This window comes from Marinobacter sp. F4206, from assembly GCF_019392195.1.
Taxonomy (GTDB): Bacteria; Pseudomonadota; Gammaproteobacteria; order Pseudomonadales; family Oleiphilaceae; genus Marinobacter.
Map to the genome: position 1 here is coordinate 687,360 of NZ_JAHXKI010000002.1, position 19,547 is coordinate 706,906.

Annotated in this window: 25 protein-coding genes; 10 read left to right on the plus strand and 15 right to left on the minus strand. The window is 57.6% G+C overall.

The window, feature by feature from the left end:
• Window positions 1–331: 331 nt before the first annotated feature.
• Together KZO34_RS05495 and KZO34_RS05500 are read left to right on the plus strand one after the other, a co-directional pair.
• A complete protein-coding gene (locus KZO34_RS05495) occupies window positions 332–1,495 on the plus strand; it encodes an AI-2E family transporter (RefSeq protein WP_219474146.1) in 1,164 nt (387 codons plus the stop codon).
• Between the two features lie 19 nt (window positions 1,496–1,514).
• A complete protein-coding gene (locus tag KZO34_RS05500; protein WP_219474147.1) occupies window positions 1,515–2,309 on the plus strand; it encodes a DUF1206 domain-containing protein in 795 nt (264 codons plus the stop codon).
• On the opposite strand, the gene KZO34_RS05505 is transcribed toward KZO34_RS05500, so the two are convergent.
• The 5 genes from KZO34_RS05505 to KZO34_RS05520 form a co-directional block, all read right to left on the minus strand.
• Window positions 2,282–2,773 carry a hypothetical protein gene (locus KZO34_RS05505; RefSeq protein ID WP_219474148.1) on the minus strand — a complete coding sequence of 164 codons (492 nt, stop codon included), beginning with the start codon at window positions 2,771–2,773 and terminating at the stop codon, window positions 2,282–2,284. The genes KZO34_RS05500 and KZO34_RS05505 overlap by 28 nt on opposite strands.
• A complete protein-coding gene (locus tag KZO34_RS05510) occupies window positions 2,770–3,099 on the minus strand; it encodes an ElaB/YgaM/YqjD family protein (protein ID WP_219474149.1) in 330 nt (109 codons plus the stop codon). The genes KZO34_RS05505 and KZO34_RS05510 overlap by 4 nt, the downstream gene beginning before the upstream one ends.
• Window positions 3,100–3,402: 303 nt before the next feature.
• Window positions 3,403–3,681, minus strand: coding sequence for an endonuclease/exonuclease/phosphatase family protein (locus tag KZO34_RS18625; RefSeq protein WP_308318773.1), 279 nt, complete (start codon window positions 3,679–3,681; stop codon window positions 3,403–3,405).
• A gap of 15 nt (window positions 3,682–3,696) precedes the next feature.
• Window positions 3,697–4,008, minus strand: a complete 312-nt coding sequence (locus tag KZO34_RS18630; RefSeq protein ID WP_257900204.1) for a hypothetical protein — start codon at window positions 4,006–4,008, stop codon at window positions 3,697–3,699.
• A 28-nt stretch (window positions 4,009–4,036) separates the two neighbouring features.
• Window positions 4,037–4,360 carry a hypothetical protein gene (locus KZO34_RS05520; RefSeq protein ID WP_219474150.1) on the minus strand — a complete coding sequence of 108 codons (324 nt, stop codon included), beginning with the start codon at window positions 4,358–4,360 and terminating at the stop codon, window positions 4,037–4,039.
• Between the two features lie 156 nt (window positions 4,361–4,516).
• Between KZO34_RS05520 and KZO34_RS05525 the strand changes: the two genes are divergently transcribed.
• Window positions 4,517–5,629 (plus strand): mechanosensitive ion channel family protein, encoded by a 1,113-nt coding sequence (locus KZO34_RS05525; protein WP_219474152.1) that lies wholly within the window; start codon window positions 4,517–4,519, stop codon window positions 5,627–5,629.
• Here the strand turns inward: KZO34_RS05525 and KZO34_RS05530 are convergent, their stop codons facing one another.
• Entirely contained in the window at window positions 5,630–6,004 is a 375-nt protein-coding gene (locus tag KZO34_RS05530; protein ID WP_219474154.1) for a hypothetical protein, read from the minus strand.
• Window positions 6,005–6,181: 177 nt separating this feature from the next.
• Between KZO34_RS05530 and KZO34_RS05535 the strand changes: the two genes are divergently transcribed.
• Window positions 6,182–6,385, plus strand: a complete 204-nt coding sequence (locus KZO34_RS05535) for a DUF3185 family protein (RefSeq protein WP_219474155.1) — start codon at window positions 6,182–6,184, stop codon at window positions 6,383–6,385.
• A 21-nt stretch (window positions 6,386–6,406) separates the two neighbouring features.
• On the plus strand, window positions 6,407–6,550 hold the full coding sequence (locus KZO34_RS05540; protein WP_219474158.1) for a DUF3096 domain-containing protein: 144 nt from the start codon (window positions 6,407–6,409) through the stop codon (window positions 6,548–6,550).
• Between the two features lie 10 nt (window positions 6,551–6,560).
• On the opposite strand, the gene KZO34_RS05545 is transcribed toward KZO34_RS05540, so the two are convergent.
• Window positions 6,561–7,427 (minus strand): LysR substrate-binding domain-containing protein, encoded by an 867-nt coding sequence (locus KZO34_RS05545; protein WP_219477186.1) that lies wholly within the window; start codon window positions 7,425–7,427, stop codon window positions 6,561–6,563.
• Window positions 7,428–7,584: 157 nt separating this feature from the next.
• Here KZO34_RS05545 and KZO34_RS05550 point away from each other — a divergent pair, with 157 nt between their 5' ends.
• Together KZO34_RS05550 and KZO34_RS05555 are read left to right on the plus strand one after the other, a co-directional pair.
• The gene (locus KZO34_RS05550; protein WP_257900205.1) at window positions 7,585–7,815 is read left to right on the plus strand and encodes a hypothetical protein; all 231 of its coding nucleotides are present in this window, start codon (window positions 7,585–7,587) and stop codon (window positions 7,813–7,815) included.
• Between the two features lie 139 nt (window positions 7,816–7,954).
• Window positions 7,955–8,785, plus strand: a complete 831-nt coding sequence (locus KZO34_RS05555; RefSeq protein WP_219474159.1) for a hypothetical protein — start codon at window positions 7,955–7,957, stop codon at window positions 8,783–8,785.
• Here KZO34_RS05555 and KZO34_RS05560 read toward each other — a convergent pair.
• Both KZO34_RS05560 and KZO34_RS05565 read right to left on the minus strand, forming a co-directional pair.
• Window positions 8,776–9,159, minus strand: coding sequence for a SpoIIAA family protein (locus tag KZO34_RS05560; protein ID WP_219474161.1), 384 nt, complete (start codon window positions 9,157–9,159; stop codon window positions 8,776–8,778). The genes KZO34_RS05555 and KZO34_RS05560 overlap by 10 nt on opposite strands.
• 112 nt (window positions 9,160–9,271) lie before the next feature.
• Entirely contained in the window at window positions 9,272–10,171 is a 900-nt protein-coding gene (locus KZO34_RS05565) for a homocysteine S-methyltransferase family protein (RefSeq protein WP_219474163.1), read from the minus strand.
• A gap of 200 nt (window positions 10,172–10,371) precedes the next feature.
• Here KZO34_RS05565 and KZO34_RS05570 point away from each other — a divergent pair, with 200 nt between their 5' ends.
• Window positions 10,372–10,674, plus strand: coding sequence for a 2OG-Fe(II) oxygenase (locus KZO34_RS05570; RefSeq protein ID WP_219474165.1), 303 nt, complete (start codon window positions 10,372–10,374; stop codon window positions 10,672–10,674).
• On the opposite strand, the gene KZO34_RS05575 is transcribed toward KZO34_RS05570, so the two are convergent.
• From KZO34_RS05575 to KZO34_RS05585, 3 genes are all read right to left on the minus strand, one after another.
• Entirely contained in the window at window positions 10,675–11,322 is a 648-nt protein-coding gene (locus tag KZO34_RS05575) for a hypothetical protein (RefSeq protein WP_219474167.1), read from the minus strand.
• 118 nt (window positions 11,323–11,440) lie between these two features.
• Window positions 11,441–11,746 carry a hypothetical protein gene (locus KZO34_RS05580; RefSeq protein ID WP_257900322.1) on the minus strand — a complete coding sequence of 102 codons (306 nt, stop codon included), beginning with the start codon at window positions 11,744–11,746 and terminating at the stop codon, window positions 11,441–11,443.
• Window positions 11,747–11,884: 138 nt separating this feature from the next.
• Window positions 11,885–12,634, minus strand: coding sequence for an NAD(P)H-dependent oxidoreductase (locus tag KZO34_RS05585; protein WP_219474170.1), 750 nt, complete (start codon window positions 12,632–12,634; stop codon window positions 11,885–11,887).
• Between the two features lie 89 nt (window positions 12,635–12,723).
• Here KZO34_RS05585 and KZO34_RS05590 point away from each other — a divergent pair, with 89 nt between their 5' ends.
• Together KZO34_RS05590 and KZO34_RS05595 are read left to right on the plus strand one after the other, a co-directional pair.
• Window positions 12,724–13,608 (plus strand): LysR family transcriptional regulator, encoded by an 885-nt coding sequence (locus KZO34_RS05590; protein WP_219474172.1) that lies wholly within the window; start codon window positions 12,724–12,726, stop codon window positions 13,606–13,608.
• A 117-nt stretch (window positions 13,609–13,725) separates the two neighbouring features.
• Window positions 13,726–15,441: a hypothetical protein gene (locus KZO34_RS05595; RefSeq protein ID WP_219474174.1), complete on the plus strand. Its 1,716-nt coding sequence runs from the start codon at window positions 13,726–13,728 to the stop codon at window positions 15,439–15,441.
• 79 nt (window positions 15,442–15,520) lie between these two features.
• On the opposite strand, the gene KZO34_RS05600 is transcribed toward KZO34_RS05595, so the two are convergent.
• The 3 genes from KZO34_RS05600 to KZO34_RS05610 form a co-directional block, all read right to left on the minus strand.
• Complete coding sequence (locus tag KZO34_RS05600; protein WP_219474176.1) at window positions 15,521–16,753, minus strand: helix-turn-helix transcriptional regulator; 1,233 nt, start codon at window positions 16,751–16,753, stop codon at window positions 15,521–15,523.
• A gap of 80 nt (window positions 16,754–16,833) precedes the next feature.
• Window positions 16,834–18,867 carry an alkyl/aryl-sulfatase gene (locus KZO34_RS05605; protein ID WP_219474179.1) on the minus strand — a complete coding sequence of 678 codons (2,034 nt, stop codon included), beginning with the start codon at window positions 18,865–18,867 and terminating at the stop codon, window positions 16,834–16,836.
• Between the two features lie 108 nt (window positions 18,868–18,975).
• Entirely contained in the window at window positions 18,976–19,503 is a 528-nt protein-coding gene (locus KZO34_RS05610) for a Crp/Fnr family transcriptional regulator (protein ID WP_219474181.1), read from the minus strand.
• Between the last annotated feature and the right edge of the window lie 44 nt (window positions 19,504–19,547).

Sequence of the window (19,547 nt, forward strand, 5' to 3'; positions counted from 1 at the left end):
TATTTTGAGATCTGACTCCTATTTTGGCGGGCAATTTCGTCAGAAAAATGTCGCTTACAGTTGAAAACACGATGACATCGAATGTAACGCCGAAAAAACCGCGAAAGACGACACCAACCTCCTGTCTTAAATAGAAAAAGGGATGAGCGACACTCCATGCCCCGACGCAGGGGCAAACTCCGGCAGAATGGCAGGTTACAAATTAAAACAGTCAGATTGACCTTCAGCTTCCGTTTGGCGACGAATTCCTCCCGCTTCGACGAATGTCCGACTGAACATAGCGGACTACACTGAGTATCAGCACGGTGCCGAAAACGAGATAACCAAAGCCATGGATAACGACGAGCAGAGCCCGGCCACTACGCAGGACGCGAATGGAACTCCATCCACAACGGCACTGATCGAGGCGATCAATATTCGAAGCATGGCGCTGATCGTTCTGACCAGCATTGCCACCCTCTACTTCATTGACTGGGCCCAGTCCGTTCTGTTGCCGCTAGTGGTCGCGGTACTCATCAGTTACGCCCTCGACCCCGTGGTATCGACGCTCGATAAGATCCGAATCCCCCGTCCGCTTGGTGCCGCCATAGCTCTGTTTGCCTTGATTGGCATCATCGCTGCGGCCAGCGTCCCGCTGAAACAGGAAGCCATGGCGATGCTCGACAAGATCCCGGTGGCGATGAATGAGTTCCAGCGCAGGGAAGCCCACTCTTCCAACGAAGAAGAGAGCATCATGGAAAAGGCGCAAACAGCCGCAAAGGAAATCGAAGCCACCGCCGCGCAGGACCAGGAAGATGCCGAGTCCAGCCAGCCAGGCGTCACACGGGTTCGGGTGGTGGATAAGCCCATGGATATACAGGAGTATGTCATCAAGGGTTCGCCGGCGGCACTGGTTCTTGTCTCCCAGTTCATCTCCGTACTCTTGCTGGTGTATTTCCTGCTGGCAGTGGGTTCGCTTTACCGACGCAAGGTTGTAAAGATTTCGGGCCCCTCTTTCGGACGCATGCGAAAGGCGGCCAGAATCATGAACGAACTGCACCAGCAGGTCCGCCGCTTCCTGTTCGTGACGGTCATTGGCGCCCTGTTCGTGGGCATCGTGACCTGGCTGGCGTTTCTGGCACTCGGCATGGAACAGGCTGCCCTGTGGGGCGTCGTGGCCGGAGTTGCCAGCGCCGTGCCCTACCTGGGTCCGTTTCTGGTTCTGATTGGCACCGGGGTTGCCGCGTTCATCCAGTTTGGCGAGTTGGAAATGGCCGTTATCGTATCCGGCGTCTCACTGATCATTACCAGTATCCAGGGCAATCTTCTGACGCCCTGGTTAACCAGCTATATCTCCAGCCTCAATGCAGTCGCCATCTTCATCGGACTCCTGTTCTGGGGCTGGCTCTGGGGACCTGTTGGATTAATTGTCGCAACGCCGATCCTGATGATCACCAAGTCGGTCTGCGATCACGTGGTTAACCTGCGCTCCGTTGGTGAGCTGCTCGGCAAATAGAATTGCCACGAGGTGGCACATGGCAAGATTGACCGAAAACGCCATTACCGCGCTGGCGCGAATGGGCTACGCTGCCCGCGGCACGGTCTACCTGCTCGTTGGGGGGCTGGCGGCACTGGCAGCAATTGGGCAAGGCGGCCAGACCACGGGCAGCAGGGGTGCTATAGCGCAGCTCCTGACCGCTCCCTTGGGGGATTTCCTGCTTGCCACGCTGGCTCTCGGGCTTGCCGGCTATGCAATCTGGCGTTGTATTCAGGCAATCGGGGACACCGACCAGCACGGCCTCAGCCCCAAGGGGCTCACCATTCGAGCCGGCTTGCTGGTCAGCGCCATGACACATCTGTTTCTGGCGTTCTTTGCGATCAGCCTGATTTTCACCCTGAGCAGCAGTTCAGGCGGCGGTTCGGAAGGCTTTGCCAGTTGGTTAATGACACAGCCATTGGGGCGATGGTTGGTCGGGGCTGTCGGCATCCTCATGATCGGTGCTGGACTGGCTCACGGCTTGAAAGGGGCAAGGGCAACGTTCGACGAGCACTTCGACATGCCGCCCGAAACACAGCAATGGGCCTACCCGATCTGCCGGTTCGGACTGGTTATTCGCGGCGTCGTCTTCGTGGTTGCCGGAAACTTTTTTGTGATCGCGGCCTATCACCTGAATCCCAGGGAGGCAGGCGGCCTGGCCGAGGTATTTGACACCTTCGGAAGCCAGCGGTTCGGCGCATGGCTCATTGGCTTCGTTGCGATTGGTTTGTTGGCGTTTGGTATCTACAGCCTTCTGGAGGCCATTTATCGCCGGGTGGATCCACCTTCCTGAGGGCGGGGGTCTTCAGGAGCATCGCCTTCACGGCGCTCCGCTTGCTTCATCAACTCCATGCCGCCCTGCATCAGCAGCGATTTGAGCCTGGGGTCCCCTTGCTGAGCAACCCCCACCGCAAAGGCTGTAAGGGCTGCTTCCAACGGGTTTTCACGAATCAGTTCCCGCACCTGTTCCAGGGAGGAGGTCTCGCCAGAACTCTTGCGGCGCTTTCTCTTCGAGGCCGAATGACCACCGGCCAACATCCAGAAAAAGGCCGCCAGCAGAAGCACGCACCCCGCCCCAACGGCGGCCATGGCGGCAGCCTCACCGAGCAGCGGCGTCAGGGCCAGGAGGGCTGCCCTGATCAGGAGATAGAACCCGGTAACCAGCAGGGCGATAAGCAAGACCATTGCAAGCATTAATCCAGTGACTGCCGCAACGGCTTTGCGCACCAATCCCTTGATCTGGGCCGAATCAATCATCGTTCGCGATCAAGCAGCTTGCCCACCAGAACGCCTACGAGAAACATGATGACAATACTCAGGAACGGCCGCTCCTCTATTTTGTGCTCAACGTCGTGAACCGCCTTGTCGCCAACGTCCTTCGCCCGGTCCAGTGCGTCATTGCCCTTTTGCCTGACCTGATCAAACGCTTCGCGACTTTCCCGACGAATCTCATCCCGAAGGCTGCTGATATTGCCCTTCTGGTTCTCCGAAACCGCCTTCGTCAGTTTGGCGAGATCGTCCCGGAGCTGTTGTAGATCCTGTTTAACCTGGTTGTATTCGTCTTGACTGGATTTGGCTTCCATTTGCTCGTCTCCTTTACCTTTAAATTGACCGCTTACTGGGCACCTCCAAAGATCAGGACTTCCCTTCCGCGATATGAAGACCTACAACAGACTATCGGCGGGACCGTTTTAAGCGTAGCACACGGTAAAATTTCCCCTTCAGAACCGGAACAAAAACCGTCCTCCCGCTAGTCGCCCGGTTCGGGGACATCCGCTTTGCTCGCGTCCTTCTCCCGGGCCAGGCTTCGCGCGCGCTCCTGATCGCCCTCTTCGGCCTCAAGAGGCTCTTGCCCGCCCCCAGGGCCGGGTCGTACAACACGCTCGTCAGCAATGGAAAGTGGTCAGAACCGATGGACGGCAGTCGGGCAGTCGGGTAGTCGAGGCCAGCGTGAAATGCTTGCTATGGAAAAGATGATCCAGTGGCCATCGCATAACGGGGTAATCGGCGTGAAAGGTACTGTAAAACCCTCGCCCCACCCGCGGATCCAGCAGGCCACTGACTTTGCGAAACAGACGGGTGGTGGGCGACCAGGCGACATCGTTGAGATCCCCCGTGACGATGATCGGCTCATCACTGTCGGCGATACTCCGGCCAACGATCACCAGCTCTGCATCCCGCTACGCGGACTCGGGGTTCTCCGTCGGGCTGGGAGGTGCCGGGTGGAGAAAATGGATTCGCACTCGATCACCGGAACGCAACTCCACCAGAGCATGCATGGAGGGCACGTCGTCCTCGATAATGTAGGGAACAGTCCACCAAAGCTGCGCAGCGAGACATAGCCCGGTTACGATAACCAGAAGCCAACTGATGGCGCTACCGAGGTCCAGCCAACCGAGCTCAAGGACCACCAGCGCCAGGAACGTCGCCAGCGCCACGGCAACCGTGCCGAAACCCAGTACCCAGAGTATGGATGCGTCCACGGTCATCATGACACGGCAAGCCCTCCCGACCTGTCAGTCAGCCAAAGTAATCCTGCATCCAGTCAACCAGGGTCTGAATTGTCACATCGGCCAGCGCCATACTCTGGAAACTGTCCCCCACTTCGTCCTCGATGGTCACGAACTGGTAAAGCAGACTGCCCGGCTGTTCGTCATGGAGGATCAGGTTTATCCGCCGGCGGGTCCGCAGACAGTCAATGGTCATGACATCGGCGGGAATGCCGGCGTCGCGCATGCCTCGCCGCACCTCCACCACAGGGTTGATGTGCTCGTGAGCCGCCTGGATTCGGGTATGGGCATCGCTGGCCATATCGGACAAGGCTTTCAGGGGATCTTCAGACATTCGGTGCCGCCTGCGTACTGGTAAATGTAACTCGCTGATCAATGGAGAGAGTCTAGCGGACTGCGTTGCCGATGGCGAAACCACACCGCCCATGCCAGACGGAGGTACGGAAATTGCTTAAAATAACAACAACTCGGCCACCCACGAGACTGGCACATGGAGACACTTCCCTTCAGCGGGCTGTTCCTGAACCCCTGGGTCATTGCATCCGGCATTTCGCTGGCCACGATGCTGACCCTTCTGCTGCTGAAACGCCTCATTTTAGGACGCACCATTGCCCTGCTTGGTCGCAGCCGCTTCACGATGGACTCATTGATCGCGTCGGCGCTACCCTGGCCACTGACCCTGCTGATCCTGTGCCTGACGGTGATCGTCTTCAAATCGGCGTGCGCCTACCTCGGCATTACCTCAGACCAGCTGGCCGCTTACGCCGGCCCCCTGGAATACTTCCTGCTGATACTCGCCATCGTGGTGTTCGTGGATCGGCTGTGCAGCGGCGCCATTCGCTGCTATGCCGAACAATCGGATGTGTTGCGGGGCAGTCGGAGCATCCTGCAGGGTATTACCCGGGGCATTGTCTGGGGTCTCGGTCTTTTGATACTCATGGGCACCGTTGGTATCTCGATTACGCCCGTAATCGCCTCGCTGGGCATCACCTCACTGGCGGTCGCCCTGGCACTGCAGCCCACCCTGGAAAACTTCTTTTCCGGCGTTCAGTTGCTGATGGACAAACCGATCCGGGTGGGGGATTTCATCGAACTGGACTCCGGCGAACAGGGCTTTGTCGACCGCATTGGCTGGCGCTCTACCTGGGTTCGCATGCTACCCAACAACATGGTGATCATGCCCAACAGCAAACTGTCCGGCTCAAAGATCATCAACTATTACTATCCGGCCAAGGAACTGTCAGTACCGGTGGAAGTGGGCGTTCATTATGATTCAGATCTGGATCATGTGGAGCGGGTGACCCTGGAAGTGGCCCGGGAGATCCTGAAGACCCATGAATGGGGCGTTGCGGAATACAACACCTTCGTGCTGTTCCACACCTTCGACAACTCCAGCATCAACTTTACTGTCATGCTGCGAGCCAAAGAGTACTTCAACCGATTCTGGGTAAAATCCGCGTTCGTCAAAGCGCTGCACAAACGCTACGCCGAAGAGGGCATCCGGATTCCCTATCCGATCCGCGCCATCAACCTGGACCAGGAGGCCGCACGGGGCGCGTTACATGGTCAGGACAAGGATCCCGACAACGGCGCGCCGTCGTAGTTAGTCGATCGGCCGGGATTGCGGCACCAGGCAATTCATCAGCGTTATTGAAAGATCGCGGAAGATCCGCTCGGATGCGACAATGCCCGGAAACCGGTCCGCCATCGCCCTGCGGCAGGCAGGCTCTCGTGCCTCGCTGCCGTCAATACAGCCGGTATGGGCGTCACTACCGGGTGCTGCCCCGGTTGCCTCCGCGCAGAAATCGGAAACCTGACCGGTCATCCAGTCCACAACCGTGCCCCGCTCCACCGGATTAGCGGACAGATCGGCAAACCGACTGGCTGTCACAGGTTCCGGCTGCTCTCGGGTTTGCTCCCAAACCACAAAGATCAGGGCCGCTGAGACCAGAGTGACGGTAACGATGGGGAACTTCATGGCAGAGTGTCCGGATTGGTGAGGTGAGCCCGGGATGATAAAGGCTGGGCGGGAAGACGCCAAGCCGGGCTGTTTTCACAAATCACCGACTACGCCCTTGCTGACCACTCCGTCTGGTGTCAAGCTCCCCTGTGCTTTCAAACAGATGCCCAACTGAACCCTATAAGGAACCTTTGAATGGGAAGCTCAAAACTCGTCGGTGTTGTCCTGCTCGTGGTCGGTGTTGCCCTGCTCTATTTCGGCTATCAGTCGACCCAGTCCGTTGGGAACCAACTGACCGAGACCGTCACCGGGCGCTTTACCGATGAAACCATGTGGTACCTGATTGGCGGTGCCGCGGCCGCTGCAGCCGGCGCTTTCCTTACCTTCTTCAAGAAATAGGCCTGACCGGAGACCACCTTCATGACCCTTCATCTGGAGCTCGCTCCCCTGATCAGCCTTGGCGCCGGTGTCGGCATCCTGGTGTTCCCGAAACTGCTCAATTACATTGTCGCGGGCTACCTGATTGCCCTGGGTGTCCTCGGGTTGCTCGGCCATCCAATGTAACGGCGCAGTGTCACGCAGTGGCTCGCAACACGCTCTGGAAGGCCTCCTTTACATGGGTGGCCAGAGCGTCGTTGATCGGGGTGGAGGCGCCCCGCACAAGCGCCAGCTGATACGACCCGATATCCGGTAAATCGTCGCTGGAAAACTGTTTCAATGGCGGCCGAATGAGGCTCTGGGGGAACGGCGCAACGGCAAGGTCTGCCACCATCGCCGCTTCCTGCCCGGAGCAATGCTCACAGGTATAGGCAATTCGATACGGTATGCCTGCCCGATCAAGCGCCCGCAGTGTCATCCGCCGCCAGGCACAGCCTTCGTGCGCCATTGCAATGGGCAGGGGCGTGCGCTGAAAGGCTGAGCTGCCTTCCCGGCCAGCCCAGACCAGCGGCTCTTCATGCACCACTTCGCCACGAATGTCCCTGGCTTCGTCCGCCACGGTAACCAGCGCCATATCAAGCTGGCCTGCATCTACACGGGCCAGATTCTGCTTGCTCGAGCCAACCACCACATCCACCAGTACCGCGGGATAAGAACGGGCAAACTGTGCGAGCACCTCGGGCAAAATCCGGGTGCCAACGTCATCCGAGGTACCAATACCCACTTTGCCCTCAAGTGTCGGCGCAATGAAGTGCTGGACTGCCTCCTGATTCAGGCGCAGCAACCGACGGCTGTAGTCCAGCAGGATCTCACCTTCCGTGGTGAGCGTGACCTGCCGGGGCTCTCGAACAAACAGGCTCTTGCCGAGGCTTTGCTCCAGTTGTTTGATCTGCATACTCAGCGCCGAGGGTGTGCGGTGGACCACCTTGGCAGCACCAGTAAAGGTGCCGCATTCAGAGATCGCAACAAAGGTTCTGAGCACTTCATTATCAAGCAACGGCATGTTCACAGCGGCTGGTCTCCTCAATCAGAATCCGACAAACACTGACTTAAGCATATTTGAAGGCACAGTTAAAATCTTTTCGTTTGATTGAAGGCAGTCAAGTCGCCATCCTGTGTCGTGCGATTAAATCCACTCGACCAATAGACAGGTGACGACGATGCCCGACATGAGAAACCACCATCACACTGCCGCACTAGGGCCTCTTTCCCACTGGATGGAGAGTTACTCCCGTCGTCAGCAATTCCGGCGTATCGCGAAGTCTCTGCTTGCGGAAAGAGACGACATCCTGCTGGATCTCGGCTACGAGCGCCGCGAAATCCTGAGCGCCATGCACCTGCCTCTGCGCAGCGATGCGTTGAAATACCTCGAAACCCACCGCTCCAGATAGCATTCCATGGTGAAGGGTTCCCCCACCCTTCACCAGTTTCACTTGCGCTCTGCCAAGGCTGTACTAAATATTAAGGAAGGTATTTTAGACGACAGATCAGGCCGTCCTGTCAGCACGATTTCAAAACGGGGGCCTGCCCATGAAACCCGATCGCACCGCTTTACTCGCCAGCCTAACCATTGCCATCTGCCTGACTCTTGTTCCGGCCGGCGCTTCTCTTGCCGAGACCCGGTACGAAAACCTTCCTGACCGCACCATGCTTCAGCTTGGGGGGCTATTCGTCATTGACTCAAGTACAAGTCTGTCGGCAAGCGCTTCAAGGTCAGGACTGGGCACCACCATCGATTTCGAACAGGACCTGGACGGCGATACCACCATCACAACCCCGAGCTTCGAATTCTATTATCGCTTCAATAATCGCCACAGGGTGGAATTGGCGGCCTTTCAGCTTGAGCGCGATGGCAGCCGGGAAATAACACGGAGCATTACCTTCAGGGACCGCGAATTCACCACAAGTACCCGAGTCGACAGCAGCATAGAGAACGACGTCTACAAAGTGGTATACGGCTACAGCTTCTACCATGTCGACAGAGTCGAACTGGCGTTTTCTGCAGGACTCAACATTCTGGACTACGAGGCCACACTGGCCTCTTCCGCCGGCGGCTTTGCCGAGACAGCGGCAACGACCGCCCCCATGCCAGTGTTCGGATTTCGAATGGACTACGCGGCAACCCCCCGTTTACTTGTGCGTTTCCGGACGGACACGTTCTATTTCGATTATGAGGATGAGATCCGTGGATCTCTGCTGGAGCTGCAAGTCGGCGTGGAATACCGTGCGCTGCGACATTTTGCCCTTGGCGCCTCACTGTCGCGACTCGCCATTGACGTCGACATCAAAGACGACGATTTCAATGGCAGCGTCACAGATCTTTATCGCGGGGCTCGGCTGTATGGGGCCTTCTATTTCTGATTCAGCCAGGCAAGTGCGTCAGTTTCATGCTCGAAAAACTTCAGGTCGCCGGCCATGAACCAGTTGGCAACCTTCGCGATATTGTCCTGCCAGACCTTGTGACCGAATACCGCAATTTTGTCGATCTGCAGCCCATGCTCCAGGGACAAATTAAAATCATCCCAGGCGGCGCGGAGTTCCCAACCTTCGAGGTCCCTCACATCAAATAACACTCTTACCTTGCGTTTTTTGATTCCCGCCAGGGCACCATCGATCATCGGGCTGATGGTTTTGAAATCTTCGTGGGTCAGCTTTCCCTGGGCCTTCAAGGCCAGGAAAACATCATCGCCAACCCGATCTATGCCTATGGAAAGGCCATGCCGTTGCACAGTCATCTTCAGTTCCTCCACTGGAAAAGACACCTGAACGATTAGCTCACTCGATATCAGACTGCCAGAAGCCCGTCAGGTTCAAGAACAAGGGCATTCGCAACAACGGGGTCGCGGGTTAAGCGAGCTGAGAAAACCGAACAAACTCGACATCACCAGCAAATGCTTCCGTAATGTACCGGATGTGGGCTGGCGTTATCTCGCAACACCCTCCCACGACGAGGGCGCCCTCCGCCAGCCAGCGTCGCACGTGCGAAACATAGGCGCGAGGCGATATGTCATCCCGCGCCTCCAGCGCATCCACCGAGCCGCCGCTGGCCAGGGGCTCGACAGACTTGAAAGCGTTCGCGTAACCACCAGCACAGGGATACAGATCAACCAGTTCGGGCATGGTGACCGTCATCACCTCCGGATCGCAGCAATTCAACATCACCGAATTCGGCGAGTAGTGGCTAACGGCCGCAACCGCTTCTGCCAGACTTTCTCCTGATTTGAGTTTGCCGTCTGCTTCCAGGCGAAAGGCGACCCCGTAGGGTTTGCCCAGCTCACGGGCAGCGGCGCAGGCCGCCTGCGCTTCCAGGGTATTGGTCATGGTCTCAATCAGGAAAACATCAGCAGCAGCCTGCAAGCGCACCAACGTGACATATTCATCCAGAAGATCTTCAAAAGAACGCTCGGGTTGCCCCAGGTAACTGCCGGTTAAGGGCGGGAGGCAACCGGCAACGTCCACTTCCGCGCCCGTCCGCTCAATTGCCTGATGTAACACGCGAAAGGCTTGCTCATGAATGTCGTCGATCCGCTCAAGCAAGCCCTGTTTAGCCAAACGGGTCGGCGTGGCGGCGTAGGTATTGAGCGACAGCGTCTTCGCGCCTGCCAGGATAAAATCGGTATGCACCGCAGCCACAATTTCGGGCTGCTCCAGCATCACCGCAACAGACCAGAGCGGAGAGCTTACCCGCTGGGCACGCCGGTATATTTCCTGGCCCAAGCCACCATCAAGAAGTACCACGGATTGCATAGCTCTGTTACTCCGGTTGCAGCTTTCCCGAACATCGTACCGCAGTTTGAGCTCAACTCAGCCCACGGTGACTGCCATCATCCCTGAAACCTTTTTTTGATCATGTAGCGATTTGTTCGAAGATGCTTTTGCAATCGGTACTATGGCATCGTATGCGGTTGAAACTCGGTCCGAACCTATATTCCCGGAAAGCCCCGACTATGCCAGCGAACGTAAAAACGCGAATCCTGCTCCGGTCAAAGCGCCTGAACATCTACCTGGTGCGTTACCCGCAGGGACACAAAGTGGGTCCTCACCTGGACATGATCGCCGAGGGGCGTCTCTACAAGCTCAACTGCGTGCTTGCCAAGCCCAAAGAAGGAGGCGAATTCCTGTGCGAGAAGAACATCTTTAACCTGTTCGGGCGAATAGTTCTGTTTCGCCCGGATCTCTATCAGCACAGGGTTTCGAGGATTGAGCGGGGAAACCGTTGGCTGCTTAGCTTTGCGCTGACCACCCCGTAGTCAGCGCCGCTGAAGCCTCCCCAGACTGCGGCGCCGCAGCCAGATCAGGGAGAATCCGGCGGCCATCGTCAACAGGGACGATGGCCCTGGTACTGACTCGACACGCATGCTGGTAATGACACCGTCGAGGCCGTACATGGTGACTACATCGCTCACCACCCCGAGATCAATCGCAGTCGAAAACGTTCCACCGATAAACCGGTTGACCGGAAAATCATCCGGGCCGGATGAGAACGGCGCGCCATTGAAATCAAACCCGAGACTGACAACATCCGGACCATACCCGCCGGTTGGCACCTCATCGGCGTAATGGAAGGAGTCACTCAGGAAGGTCAGAAAATGGAAAGCACCGCCAGCACCCTGATAGGTAAGCCCCTGTGTGGAAAAGGACCAAGACAGCACCTCCCCTAACCCCGTTCCGCCCGCGCCGTTTCGGGTGACCACCGGATCAAAGATAATCTGCCCCGTCATCGAAACGTCGCCATTCGTGACAACGACACCGTCATCACGAATCAGCGGGGTTAACGGGTTCTGATCGCCAACATTGGAGGAAATCCTGGTAGTTTGGCCCTCAAAAGAGTAGGTGATCGGTGTAGCCCAGCATACTGAGCCAGCGACAAGCAGAAGGATTGAAATAATCGAGCGCATGGCACTAAGTTCCCTGTGAGACGCTAGGCCATTTCCCAAGCATTATTAATGCCGGAACCTAAAGAACAATAACTTAGTATGCGCCAGGGATCGACAATGTTTAAAAAGCTGACACTACTCAACCAACCGGCTGACAGCCTCGAATCGCGAGCGCAACATTCGCGCTGGCGACAATCTGGTCGTAGTATTTGGAGGCTGAATTGACCCCCATTTCGGCATAGCTGCCCGCTGCGGGACTGACCAACTGGCTCAGTTGCGCCAGCGCATCTGCAGACTGCCGGTCCTGTTCATAGGCATTGAACGCCTGATAGATTTCACCGCAGGTGACCCCGTTGCCATCCGTCGCCGCAGAGGTCATGTAAGTGGATGTCTGACAGCCAGCCATCAAGGTGGTGGCTGCGATAGCAATCAAAAAGGGGCGCATCACGGGTAGAGTTCTCCAGAGGTTGAACAATGAAAAGGTGTTGAAATCTTGCCGAATGCTACCAGAAAATGCGCCTTCCAACGTGAAAATGGATACAGAACCAGCACCTACAGTCCCGACTTTGTGCAGCGTCGATCTTCACGGGCGCCAACGCATGGGATGAGTCGGCTTCAGTAATCCGTCATCATCCCAGTCATCCCATCCGGTAAACGGGATCGGCGTCTCTCTACCCAATCCCTCAATCCGTGAGGCCCAGGCCTGCTTTGCAGTTTGCAGGTGCTCCCGAAAAACACTCTCCTCCTGATACCGGATGCCACCTCCCTGAATGCCGTAGCTGACCTGGGGAGGCAGGACATCAAAACCGACGTAATGCAGCGATGAATGAATCGGCCACAGCCATTCCACCATGTTGCCGGCCCGGCCAAACGGCATGAACGCCTGCTCGGGGGAGCCGGTCGTGACCGAGCAGATCGCCTTTCTGCCATGGAAATGGCCCCGGTCGTAGCGCCGGCTGCCGGAATACAGCCCTCCGTAAACCAGCACCCGGTCAAACCAGCCCTTCAGGATGGCCGGCTGAGCGTGCCACCAGAGTGGAAACTGGAAGATGACCAGGTCCGCCCATTCCAGGCGGGTAATCTCACGCTGAACATCGGCGGGAAGCGGCCCCCGCTCATAGTGGGCGCGCTGCTCGGTTAACGGTGCGAAGCAGTCTTCATCTACCCGCTCGGCGTAGTGGCCCGCTCGTTCCACCGGATCGAACCCTTCCCGGTAAAGATCGTCGAATTCGACCTCATGTCTCTCGGCTCGAAGCCTCTCCTCGGCCACGCTTGCCAGACCACCGTTGAATGACGCCCGCTCCGGATGGGCCAGTATAATCAGCACCTTCATATCGCTTCGCTCCTATTGCATCTGTTTCGTAACAGCCTAAGCTGTTCGTTAGCACACAGGAATTGCCTAATACCGAGAACTAACTTTGCATGAATGAACAACGCATTCGCTGGGACGATCTACAGATCGTCTGGGCCATCACCGAATCCGGCACCCTGTCAGGCGCCGGCCGGCGGCTGGGTATCAGCCATGCCACGGTGTTCCGACGACTCACTGACATGGAGGCGCGCCTGGGCGTAACCCTGTTCGAGCGGTCCAGAACCGGCTATGCCCCAACGCTCGCTGGCGAGGATCTCGCGGCCGTTGCAAACCGGGTTGAAGCCGATATCGTCGGCGCTGAACGCCGGTTGGCCGGAAAGGACCTGAAGCTCTCCGGCACCATTCGAGTGACCACCACCGACACCCTGTTCACAGGCCTGCTGGCGCCGATCTTCGCCGAGTTCCGCACGAATTACCCGGAGATCAGCCTGGAAGTGGTTATTTCCAACCAGGTTCACAGCCTGAGCAAACGGGAGGCGGACGTCGCCATCCGTCCGACACAGAATCCACCCGAAACCCTGGTCGGACGGCGAATCGGCAGCATTGAGCAGGCAGTTTATGGTTGTGGCGAGCACTGGAAGAGCGAGGCCACTCCGTTGGGCGAGCTCGACCGGCACCCCTGGGTAGGCCCGGACAAGCACATGGGTAACAGCGCCCTGGAAACCTGGATGACCAAACAGGGACTGGATGAGCGATGCCGTTACCGACTGGATTCCATGTTCGGTATGAAAACGGCCATCAAACATGGTCCGGACCTGGCGGTATTACCCTGCTACCTCGGTGACAACACCTCCGATCTCAGGCGCCTGACCGATCCGCTCGAGGAACTGGCGACACCACTCTGGATACTCACCCACCCGGACTTGCGTCGGGTCAGCCGGATTCGGGCATTCACCCGGGAGATTGGTGAAGGTGTCCGCGGCGCCTGGATTTAACCAAATTTATCAATTCGCCACCCCAATACCCCCCAAATGGGGGCAGTTTGCGCATAAAACCCCGTGCTAGCTTTCCAACGACCCAACCAGTGGTAGTTCCCTCTAAAAGGAGTTGTTATGGATTGTTTCAAGAAGTTAGCCCTGGCAGTAGCCGTTTCTTCTGCGGCGGTGATCACCGGCTGCGGTGGCAGTAGCGGTGGCGGTGGCTCGTCCACCAATGGTGGCGGCACTGACACCACCGCACAGGCCGATACGGAAACCGGCGTTTTTGTCGACAGTGCTGTCGCGGGCATCAACTACTCAACCTCACCCAGCGGCCAGGAAGGCCAGACCAACGGGCTCGGCGAATATGACTATGCCCCGGGCGATACGGTGACCTTCAGCATTGGGGGCATCGAGCTGCCACCGGTCGAGGCAACCGGCCGCGTCACGCCTGCCGATATGGGCAGCGGCGCGACAGACTGGAGCACCGATCAGACCGTGGTCAATGTTCTCCGCCTGCTTCAGACATTGGACGATGATGGTAATCCGGCCAATGGCATCACCATCACCAACGCGATCCACACGGCGCTGCAGGATGTCGACATCGATCCCTCTGTCAGCGAATCCGATTTCGAAACCCAGGCGAGCACCGCCATCACGGCCACCGGCAAGACACTGGTTTCAAAAGCAGACGCCATCAACCATTTCAAAGCGTCGCAATCTGCAGACCTGACCGGCAGTTGGGTCTATGTTGAGGACGGCGGAAACGTTAACGTGCTGACCTTCCTGAACAACAGCGAATACCTGATCGTCCACTCCAAGGCCGACGATGATCAGCAAATCGCCGGCAGCGGAGAACACGGAACCTACCTGTGGGACAGCGCCTCAGGCGAACTCTCGCTGAATCGCGTGGATGACTCCGACGGCAGCGGTGGCCTTGCAGGCAACAATGCGACGGCCACCTGGACCATGCAGCTGAAAGACGGTTCCCTGGTTCTCACTTCCTCTGACGCCAGCGAAGAGGTCATCTTTGACGCCGTCCGCAACGACCGGGACAGCCTGGTCGGGAGCTGGTACCTCGGCGAGGGCGAAGGCGTTCACAACGTGCTGACCATTCTCGATGACAGCACCTATGTGGTCGCCCACAACGCGAATGAAGGGGCTTACGACTCTGTACCCGTCGCCGTGTCGTCCGAGTGGGGCTCCTACACCTTCGGCAACGGGAACTTTGCCGTATCCGACGTAACAGTGGATCTGGACGGCCGCGGCGGCCTGTTTGACGACCCGGCCCAGAATGGTGGCGACGGTCCCGTCAACGGTCCTGCGATCCTGCACCCGACGGGCGAACTGACCCTGACCGATAATGCGTCCGCATCAGACACCTTCACCCTGCAACGCCTGGGGCGCCACGCCGTGGAACTTCGTGACTTTGAGGGTGACACGAAGGCCGTCTACGTGGAAAGCAAGCTCTATCCGGGCGCACCCGCCCCGGACAACATTTACTTCACGTTCGCCGATCTCGTGGAGGATGGAGAAGAAGGCACGTTCGACCTGACGTTCTCAACCAGCCTGGATATCACCGTGGACATGATGACCGATAACGGATCCCGTGTCGGTACCATGTCATTCGGTGGCAGCGGCGAGGACAACATTGCTGGCGAATGGGAAGTCAGCACGTCAGGCACATTGCTGTTCACCGAGACGGACGGCTCTGGAGGCGATTATGGTCATTGGCGTTTTGTCCAACTGAACGACGACCAGAGTAGTGAAGTTCTGGTCTACCTGGACGGCGTCGACCCTCTGGAACTGATGTTTATCACTGAGGTGGACTCTGGCGGTTCGGCCCAGTAACGGCCTTATCTTCGAGAAAAAAAGCCCGCTTCGTGCGGGCTTTTTTGTGCCTGAGTGAAAGGGTCTCGAATCATCTGACTTACGCCAGCGCTCGAACCAGGGCGCCCACCAGTTCCGCCTGGCGACGATAGCCATTTTTCGCGAGCAGATTCTTCACGTAGTCGCGTACCGTATGAACGGACAGGTTCTGTACCTCCGCTATCTCACCAATACTGAGTCCCTGCATCAGGTACCCCGCCGTGACGCCTTCCGCCCTGGTACAGTTGAACAGGTTGCATAATTTGATGAGATCCGGGGCACTTGCAGCCTGGAACGAGATGAGCTCCGCCAGCGCGCCGTATTTCCGACCCTGCTCACCCTGGTCCACGGCCTCCATGGATAGCGGCGTGATGCACACGGCAATACGGTCGTCACCTACCCGGTCAAACAGGGTAATCATGTCCTGAACGCCATCGCGGGCGTTGAAGATGCTGGTCAGGATGGCGTCATTCAGTTTCCGGTTAAAGCCGGGATTCCGGCTCTGCAACCGGGACTCGCTGCAGCCCGTCACAAACAGTCGGGGATGCGCCTCCAATATGCTCTCTGCGGCAGCATTGCACTGAACCACCCGGGCCATTTCATTGATCACGATCATGGGTTTGCTGATGCGATCGAGCGCCATCGACAGCGTCTCGTTCTCGGTCCGTGACTGGTAAAGCTTATGGAAAAGACCCACGGCATTTTCGATATGCGGGGCAAGCATGTTCATCTGTAACAGTTCAGAGGGCGTGTAGTGTCCCTCGCTCCGATGCCGGTTAGCCAGGAACACCACACGGGAACCCTCTCCCCGACTGACCAGCATGCCGGCGCTGTCGCCAAGTCCTGCCTGTTCGACCCATTCGCGGGTTTCGTTGGTCACGACATCAAGGATATCGATGCCCGGATCGCATTCGGTGAGAGATTCAAACTGTCGGGGTGGCAAGGCGCTGAATTTCAGGAGCGCCTCATCCTGCTGGGGAAGGTCGCTGTTCAAAAACCACTGCTCAAAACCCTCTGGATATCCGAACGTCCAGCCATAAACCATTCGGATCGGCTCGCCGGTCAGGCCCAGAATGCCACCTTGCAGGCAGCGAAAATGACGCTGGAACTCCTCGAAGAATGGCTGAAAGCCTTCATTTGTGTGCAAGCATCTGTAAAGCGTAGAGACTAACTGGTTGTAACCGGCAAATTCCTGGACATCAATGCGCGAGATGTTGTCGACCGCTTCCACCGCTTTTTCGCCGGGGCTTTCTCCAAGTGCAGAAACGGAACCTTCAAGTACGGGCCTTTCCAATGCATTTACTCCTTTGCTACGGCGCGGTCGCTTTCCCATAGCGCCGCACTCCCTGAGGGCAACCCAGCATAGACTGTAGCTCAAGGCGTCACAATATTGAAGCGCCCCTCGGGCTTATCCAGCATGCTAAATAGGCCGAGCAGATCCAGCTTACTGCCCTCAAAGCGGATATCGTCACTGAACAGGAGTTCCTTCAAGCCCGCCTGCCCGATCAGAAGGTCAACAAACAGAGGCCGCGTGAGCACGAGGGTAGCGTCGGCAGGCGAATCGGTGTCCGCCGGCCGGTTATGCAGCACGGAGTTTTCCAGGGTCAGCAGGTAGCTTTCCTGCAGATCCGTGAAGGTGACTTTGATCGTCATGGCTTCGCCTTCGGCATCGTCGGCATTCAGGCGTACTGCCATACTGTCAAAGAACAAGGAAACCGGTGTATTAAGCAGTATCTCCCGCATCATGGCTGGCTTGATACCTTCTTCCGGCGAACCGTGACGCAACTCATAGGCACCCGTCAGGTAGAAATCCCGCCAGGTCGCTGATTCCGACTGGTAACCAAGCTGATCGTAAACATCCGCCAACAGCGACCTGGCCTCTTCGTTGTCCGGGTCCGCAAAAACCAGGTGGTTGAGCAACTCGCCGAGCCAGCGGTAGGTATCACGGCCTTCGGAAGCCGCCATATCCGCGGCCGCCTCAAATTCTTGCCGGGCCTGTTTGAGAATCTTCTCTGGGCCACCCATGATCGCTACATATCGTTTTGCCGACTCCGTTTCCGGCAGAGGATTGAGTTGGGCAGGATTCGCGGTGAACCAGCCCATATAATTCTGATAGACCGCCTTAGCGTTGTGCGAAACGGTGCCGTAGTAGCCTTGGTTGTGGAAATCCTCGTTCAGTGCGGTGGGCAACTGCAGGTTTTCGGCAATCTCTCGCGGGGTCGCACCTCGGTTCATCAGCCGAACAGTCTGATCATGGATGAACTTGTAGGTATCGCGCTGCTTGGCCAGGAAATCCTGAATGTTGTCCCGGCCCCACACCGGCCAGTGGTGACTGCCAAAGTAAACGTCCGCATTGGCGAAACGCCGTCTTGCCTCATCGATAAAGCCACTCCAGGCTCTTGCGTCGCGCACCTTCGCCCCCCTCAGGGTGTAGAGGTTGTGCATGTTCCGGCTGACCAGTTCGGCACCACAGAAGGCCTTATGTTCGGGCAGGTAAAAGGTGAATTCGGAAGGTGCCTCGGAGCCGGACACCATCTGGAAAACCAGCGGCACGCCATCAACGTTGAGTTCGGTGCCGGTCTCACCGATCACATCGGTCGGTGCAGCGAACCCGAAGGTGCCGAACGCCGGGCCCTTACCCAGGCCGGTGCCGACGTGGCCACGTTCATCCCGCGCCAGGCGCTTGCCATACATAAACATTGCGCGCCGGGTCATTGCCGGGCCGGCGATGATGTTCTCGCTGGTGGCTTCGTCCTCGAAGCCGGCCGGGGCTATGATACGCAGGCTCGCCTTTTCGTCATCGGACAGATGCTGCAACACGCCCTGCACGCCGCCGAAATGGTCGATGTGACTGTGGGTGAAGATAATTGCCCGCACCGGCTTTTTCCCGAGGTGCTCCCGGGCAAACAGGAAGGCCTTGCTGGCCGTTTCCCGCGCAGTCAGTGGGTCCACGATGATCCAGCCAGTGTCGGTCTCGATAATGGACATATTGGCCAGGTCGTACCCACGAATCTGGTAGAGCCCATCGGTTACCTCGAACAGGCCATGAATATTGTTCAGGGCCGCTTGTCGCCAGAGGCTGGGGTTCACAGACGCAGGTGCGCGCTCGCCCTCAGCGTCGACGAAGTCGTAGTCCGACATGCTCCAGACTTCTCCGCCACCGAGGTGATCAATCACTAGCTTTGGATCCTGGGCAATCAGGCCGCGCCGGGCATTTTCAAAATCGGCTCGGTTGTCGAAAGGTCGTTGCTCCAGCACCTGCTGGTTGGCTTTGCCGGTACTGGTTGTTGGGGCGCTGTGGCCCGCGTCATTGATCCGGGCAGACTGATCCGGACCGGGATCACAGCCGGCAATGGCGAACGCAATGCCAATGAATGGAACGAGAAGAACACGGGGAGACAAGGACATCGAGTAACCTGCAAGGCTTTTGTTATTCGTTTTCCCCTGGAGTTTACCCTATCCCCCGAGTCCGGCGGATCGGATTGCAGCACAGAAATCTTCATTTACCCGGGCGCTTCATTTTTCCCTGGAACCGGGGGCCTTTGGGTAGATCCTGTGCAGCTGGGAATCCTGCTCCGCCAGCATCGAGGCCATCGTGATAATGGTTCTCGCCATGCCCCGGGTAAGGTTCAACAGCATCAGGCCGAAGACCTCAGGTTCCTGCAGATGCAGGTCGAGAAAATGACCGCAGGTAATCTCAAGGACGACAGAGTCCTCGTCGGCCTTGGTGGTGGCGGGTCGGTCAGAGAGCGAGATCATCGGGACAAATCCCATATCGTCACCCGGCTCGTGACAGCGCGCGAGCGTCCATCCGCCATCCTTTCTCGGCATCCAGGAGTTCATTATGCCGCTCAGCACGATGTAGAAGGCTTCGCTGGGCTCGCCGACCGAATACAGCCGTTCCCCGGCATCAAGCCCGATAATGCGTCCCTTTTTCAGCATGCGCAGTATCGGCTCTTCCGGTAGTGCACCGAAAGTTGAGAGCTCACTGAAATAGGCGGGGCCTTTCTCCTGCCAGTAGTCCAAGGCATCAATCTCGCGCATAGGACTGTCAACCGGTTGAATGGCTATACACACATTATAGCTGT

Coding starts and splice junctions, on each gene's coding strand:
- KZO34_RS05550 (WP_257900205.1), top strand. CDS start 7,585: ATGCCCGACATGAGAAACCACCATCACACTGCCGCACTAGGGCCTCTT.
- KZO34_RS05610 (WP_219474181.1), bottom strand. CDS start 19,503: ATGCGCGAGATTGATGCCTTGGACTACTGGCAGGAGAAAGGCCCCGCC.
- KZO34_RS05525 (WP_219474152.1), top strand. CDS start 4,517: ATGGAGACACTTCCCTTCAGCGGGCTGTTCCTGAACCCCTGGGTCATT.
- KZO34_RS05555 (WP_219474159.1), top strand. CDS start 7,955: ATGAAACCCGATCGCACCGCTTTACTCGCCAGCCTAACCATTGCCATC.
- KZO34_RS05535 (WP_219474155.1), top strand. CDS start 6,182: ATGGGAAGCTCAAAACTCGTCGGTGTTGTCCTGCTCGTGGTCGGTGTT.
- KZO34_RS05575 (WP_219474167.1), bottom strand. CDS start 11,322: ATGCGCTCGATTATTTCAATCCTTCTGCTTGTCGCTGGCTCAGTATGC.
- KZO34_RS05500 (WP_219474147.1), top strand. CDS start 1,515: ATGGCAAGATTGACCGAAAACGCCATTACCGCGCTGGCGCGAATGGGC.
- KZO34_RS05580 (WP_257900322.1), bottom strand. CDS start 11,746: ATGCGCCCCTTTTTGATTGCTATCGCAGCCACCACCTTGATGGCTGGC.
- KZO34_RS05590 (WP_219474172.1), top strand. CDS start 12,724: ATGAATGAACAACGCATTCGCTGGGACGATCTACAGATCGTCTGGGCC.
- KZO34_RS05520 (WP_219474150.1), bottom strand. CDS start 4,360: ATGTCTGAAGATCCCCTGAAAGCCTTGTCCGATATGGCCAGCGATGCC.
- KZO34_RS05595 (WP_219474174.1), top strand. CDS start 13,726: ATGGATTGTTTCAAGAAGTTAGCCCTGGCAGTAGCCGTTTCTTCTGCG.
- KZO34_RS05530 (WP_219474154.1), bottom strand. CDS start 6,004: ATGAAGTTCCCCATCGTTACCGTCACTCTGGTCTCAGCGGCCCTGATC.
- KZO34_RS05545 (WP_219477186.1), bottom strand. CDS start 7,427: ATGCCGTTGCTTGATAATGAAGTGCTCAGAACCTTTGTTGCGATCTCT.
- KZO34_RS18630 (WP_257900204.1), bottom strand. CDS start 4,008: ATGATGACCGTGGACGCATCCATACTCTGGGTACTGGGTTTCGGCACG.
- KZO34_RS05565 (WP_219474163.1), bottom strand. CDS start 10,171: ATGCAATCCGTGGTACTTCTTGATGGTGGCTTGGGCCAGGAAATATAC.
- KZO34_RS05585 (WP_219474170.1), bottom strand. CDS start 12,634: ATGAAGGTGCTGATTATACTGGCCCATCCGGAGCGGGCGTCATTCAAC.
- KZO34_RS05505 (WP_219474148.1), bottom strand. CDS start 2,773: ATGATTGATTCGGCCCAGATCAAGGGATTGGTGCGCAAAGCCGTTGCG.
- KZO34_RS05495 (WP_219474146.1), top strand. CDS start 332: ATGGATAACGACGAGCAGAGCCCGGCCACTACGCAGGACGCGAATGGA.
- KZO34_RS05570 (WP_219474165.1), top strand. CDS start 10,372: ATGCCAGCGAACGTAAAAACGCGAATCCTGCTCCGGTCAAAGCGCCTG.
- KZO34_RS05510 (WP_219474149.1), bottom strand. CDS start 3,099: ATGGAAGCCAAATCCAGTCAAGACGAATACAACCAGGTTAAACAGGAT.
- KZO34_RS05605 (WP_219474179.1), bottom strand. CDS start 18,867: ATGTCCTTGTCTCCCCGTGTTCTTCTCGTTCCATTCATTGGCATTGCG.
- KZO34_RS05560 (WP_219474161.1), bottom strand. CDS start 9,159: ATGACTGTGCAACGGCATGGCCTTTCCATAGGCATAGATCGGGTTGGC.
- KZO34_RS05540 (WP_219474158.1), top strand. CDS start 6,407: ATGACCCTTCATCTGGAGCTCGCTCCCCTGATCAGCCTTGGCGCCGGT.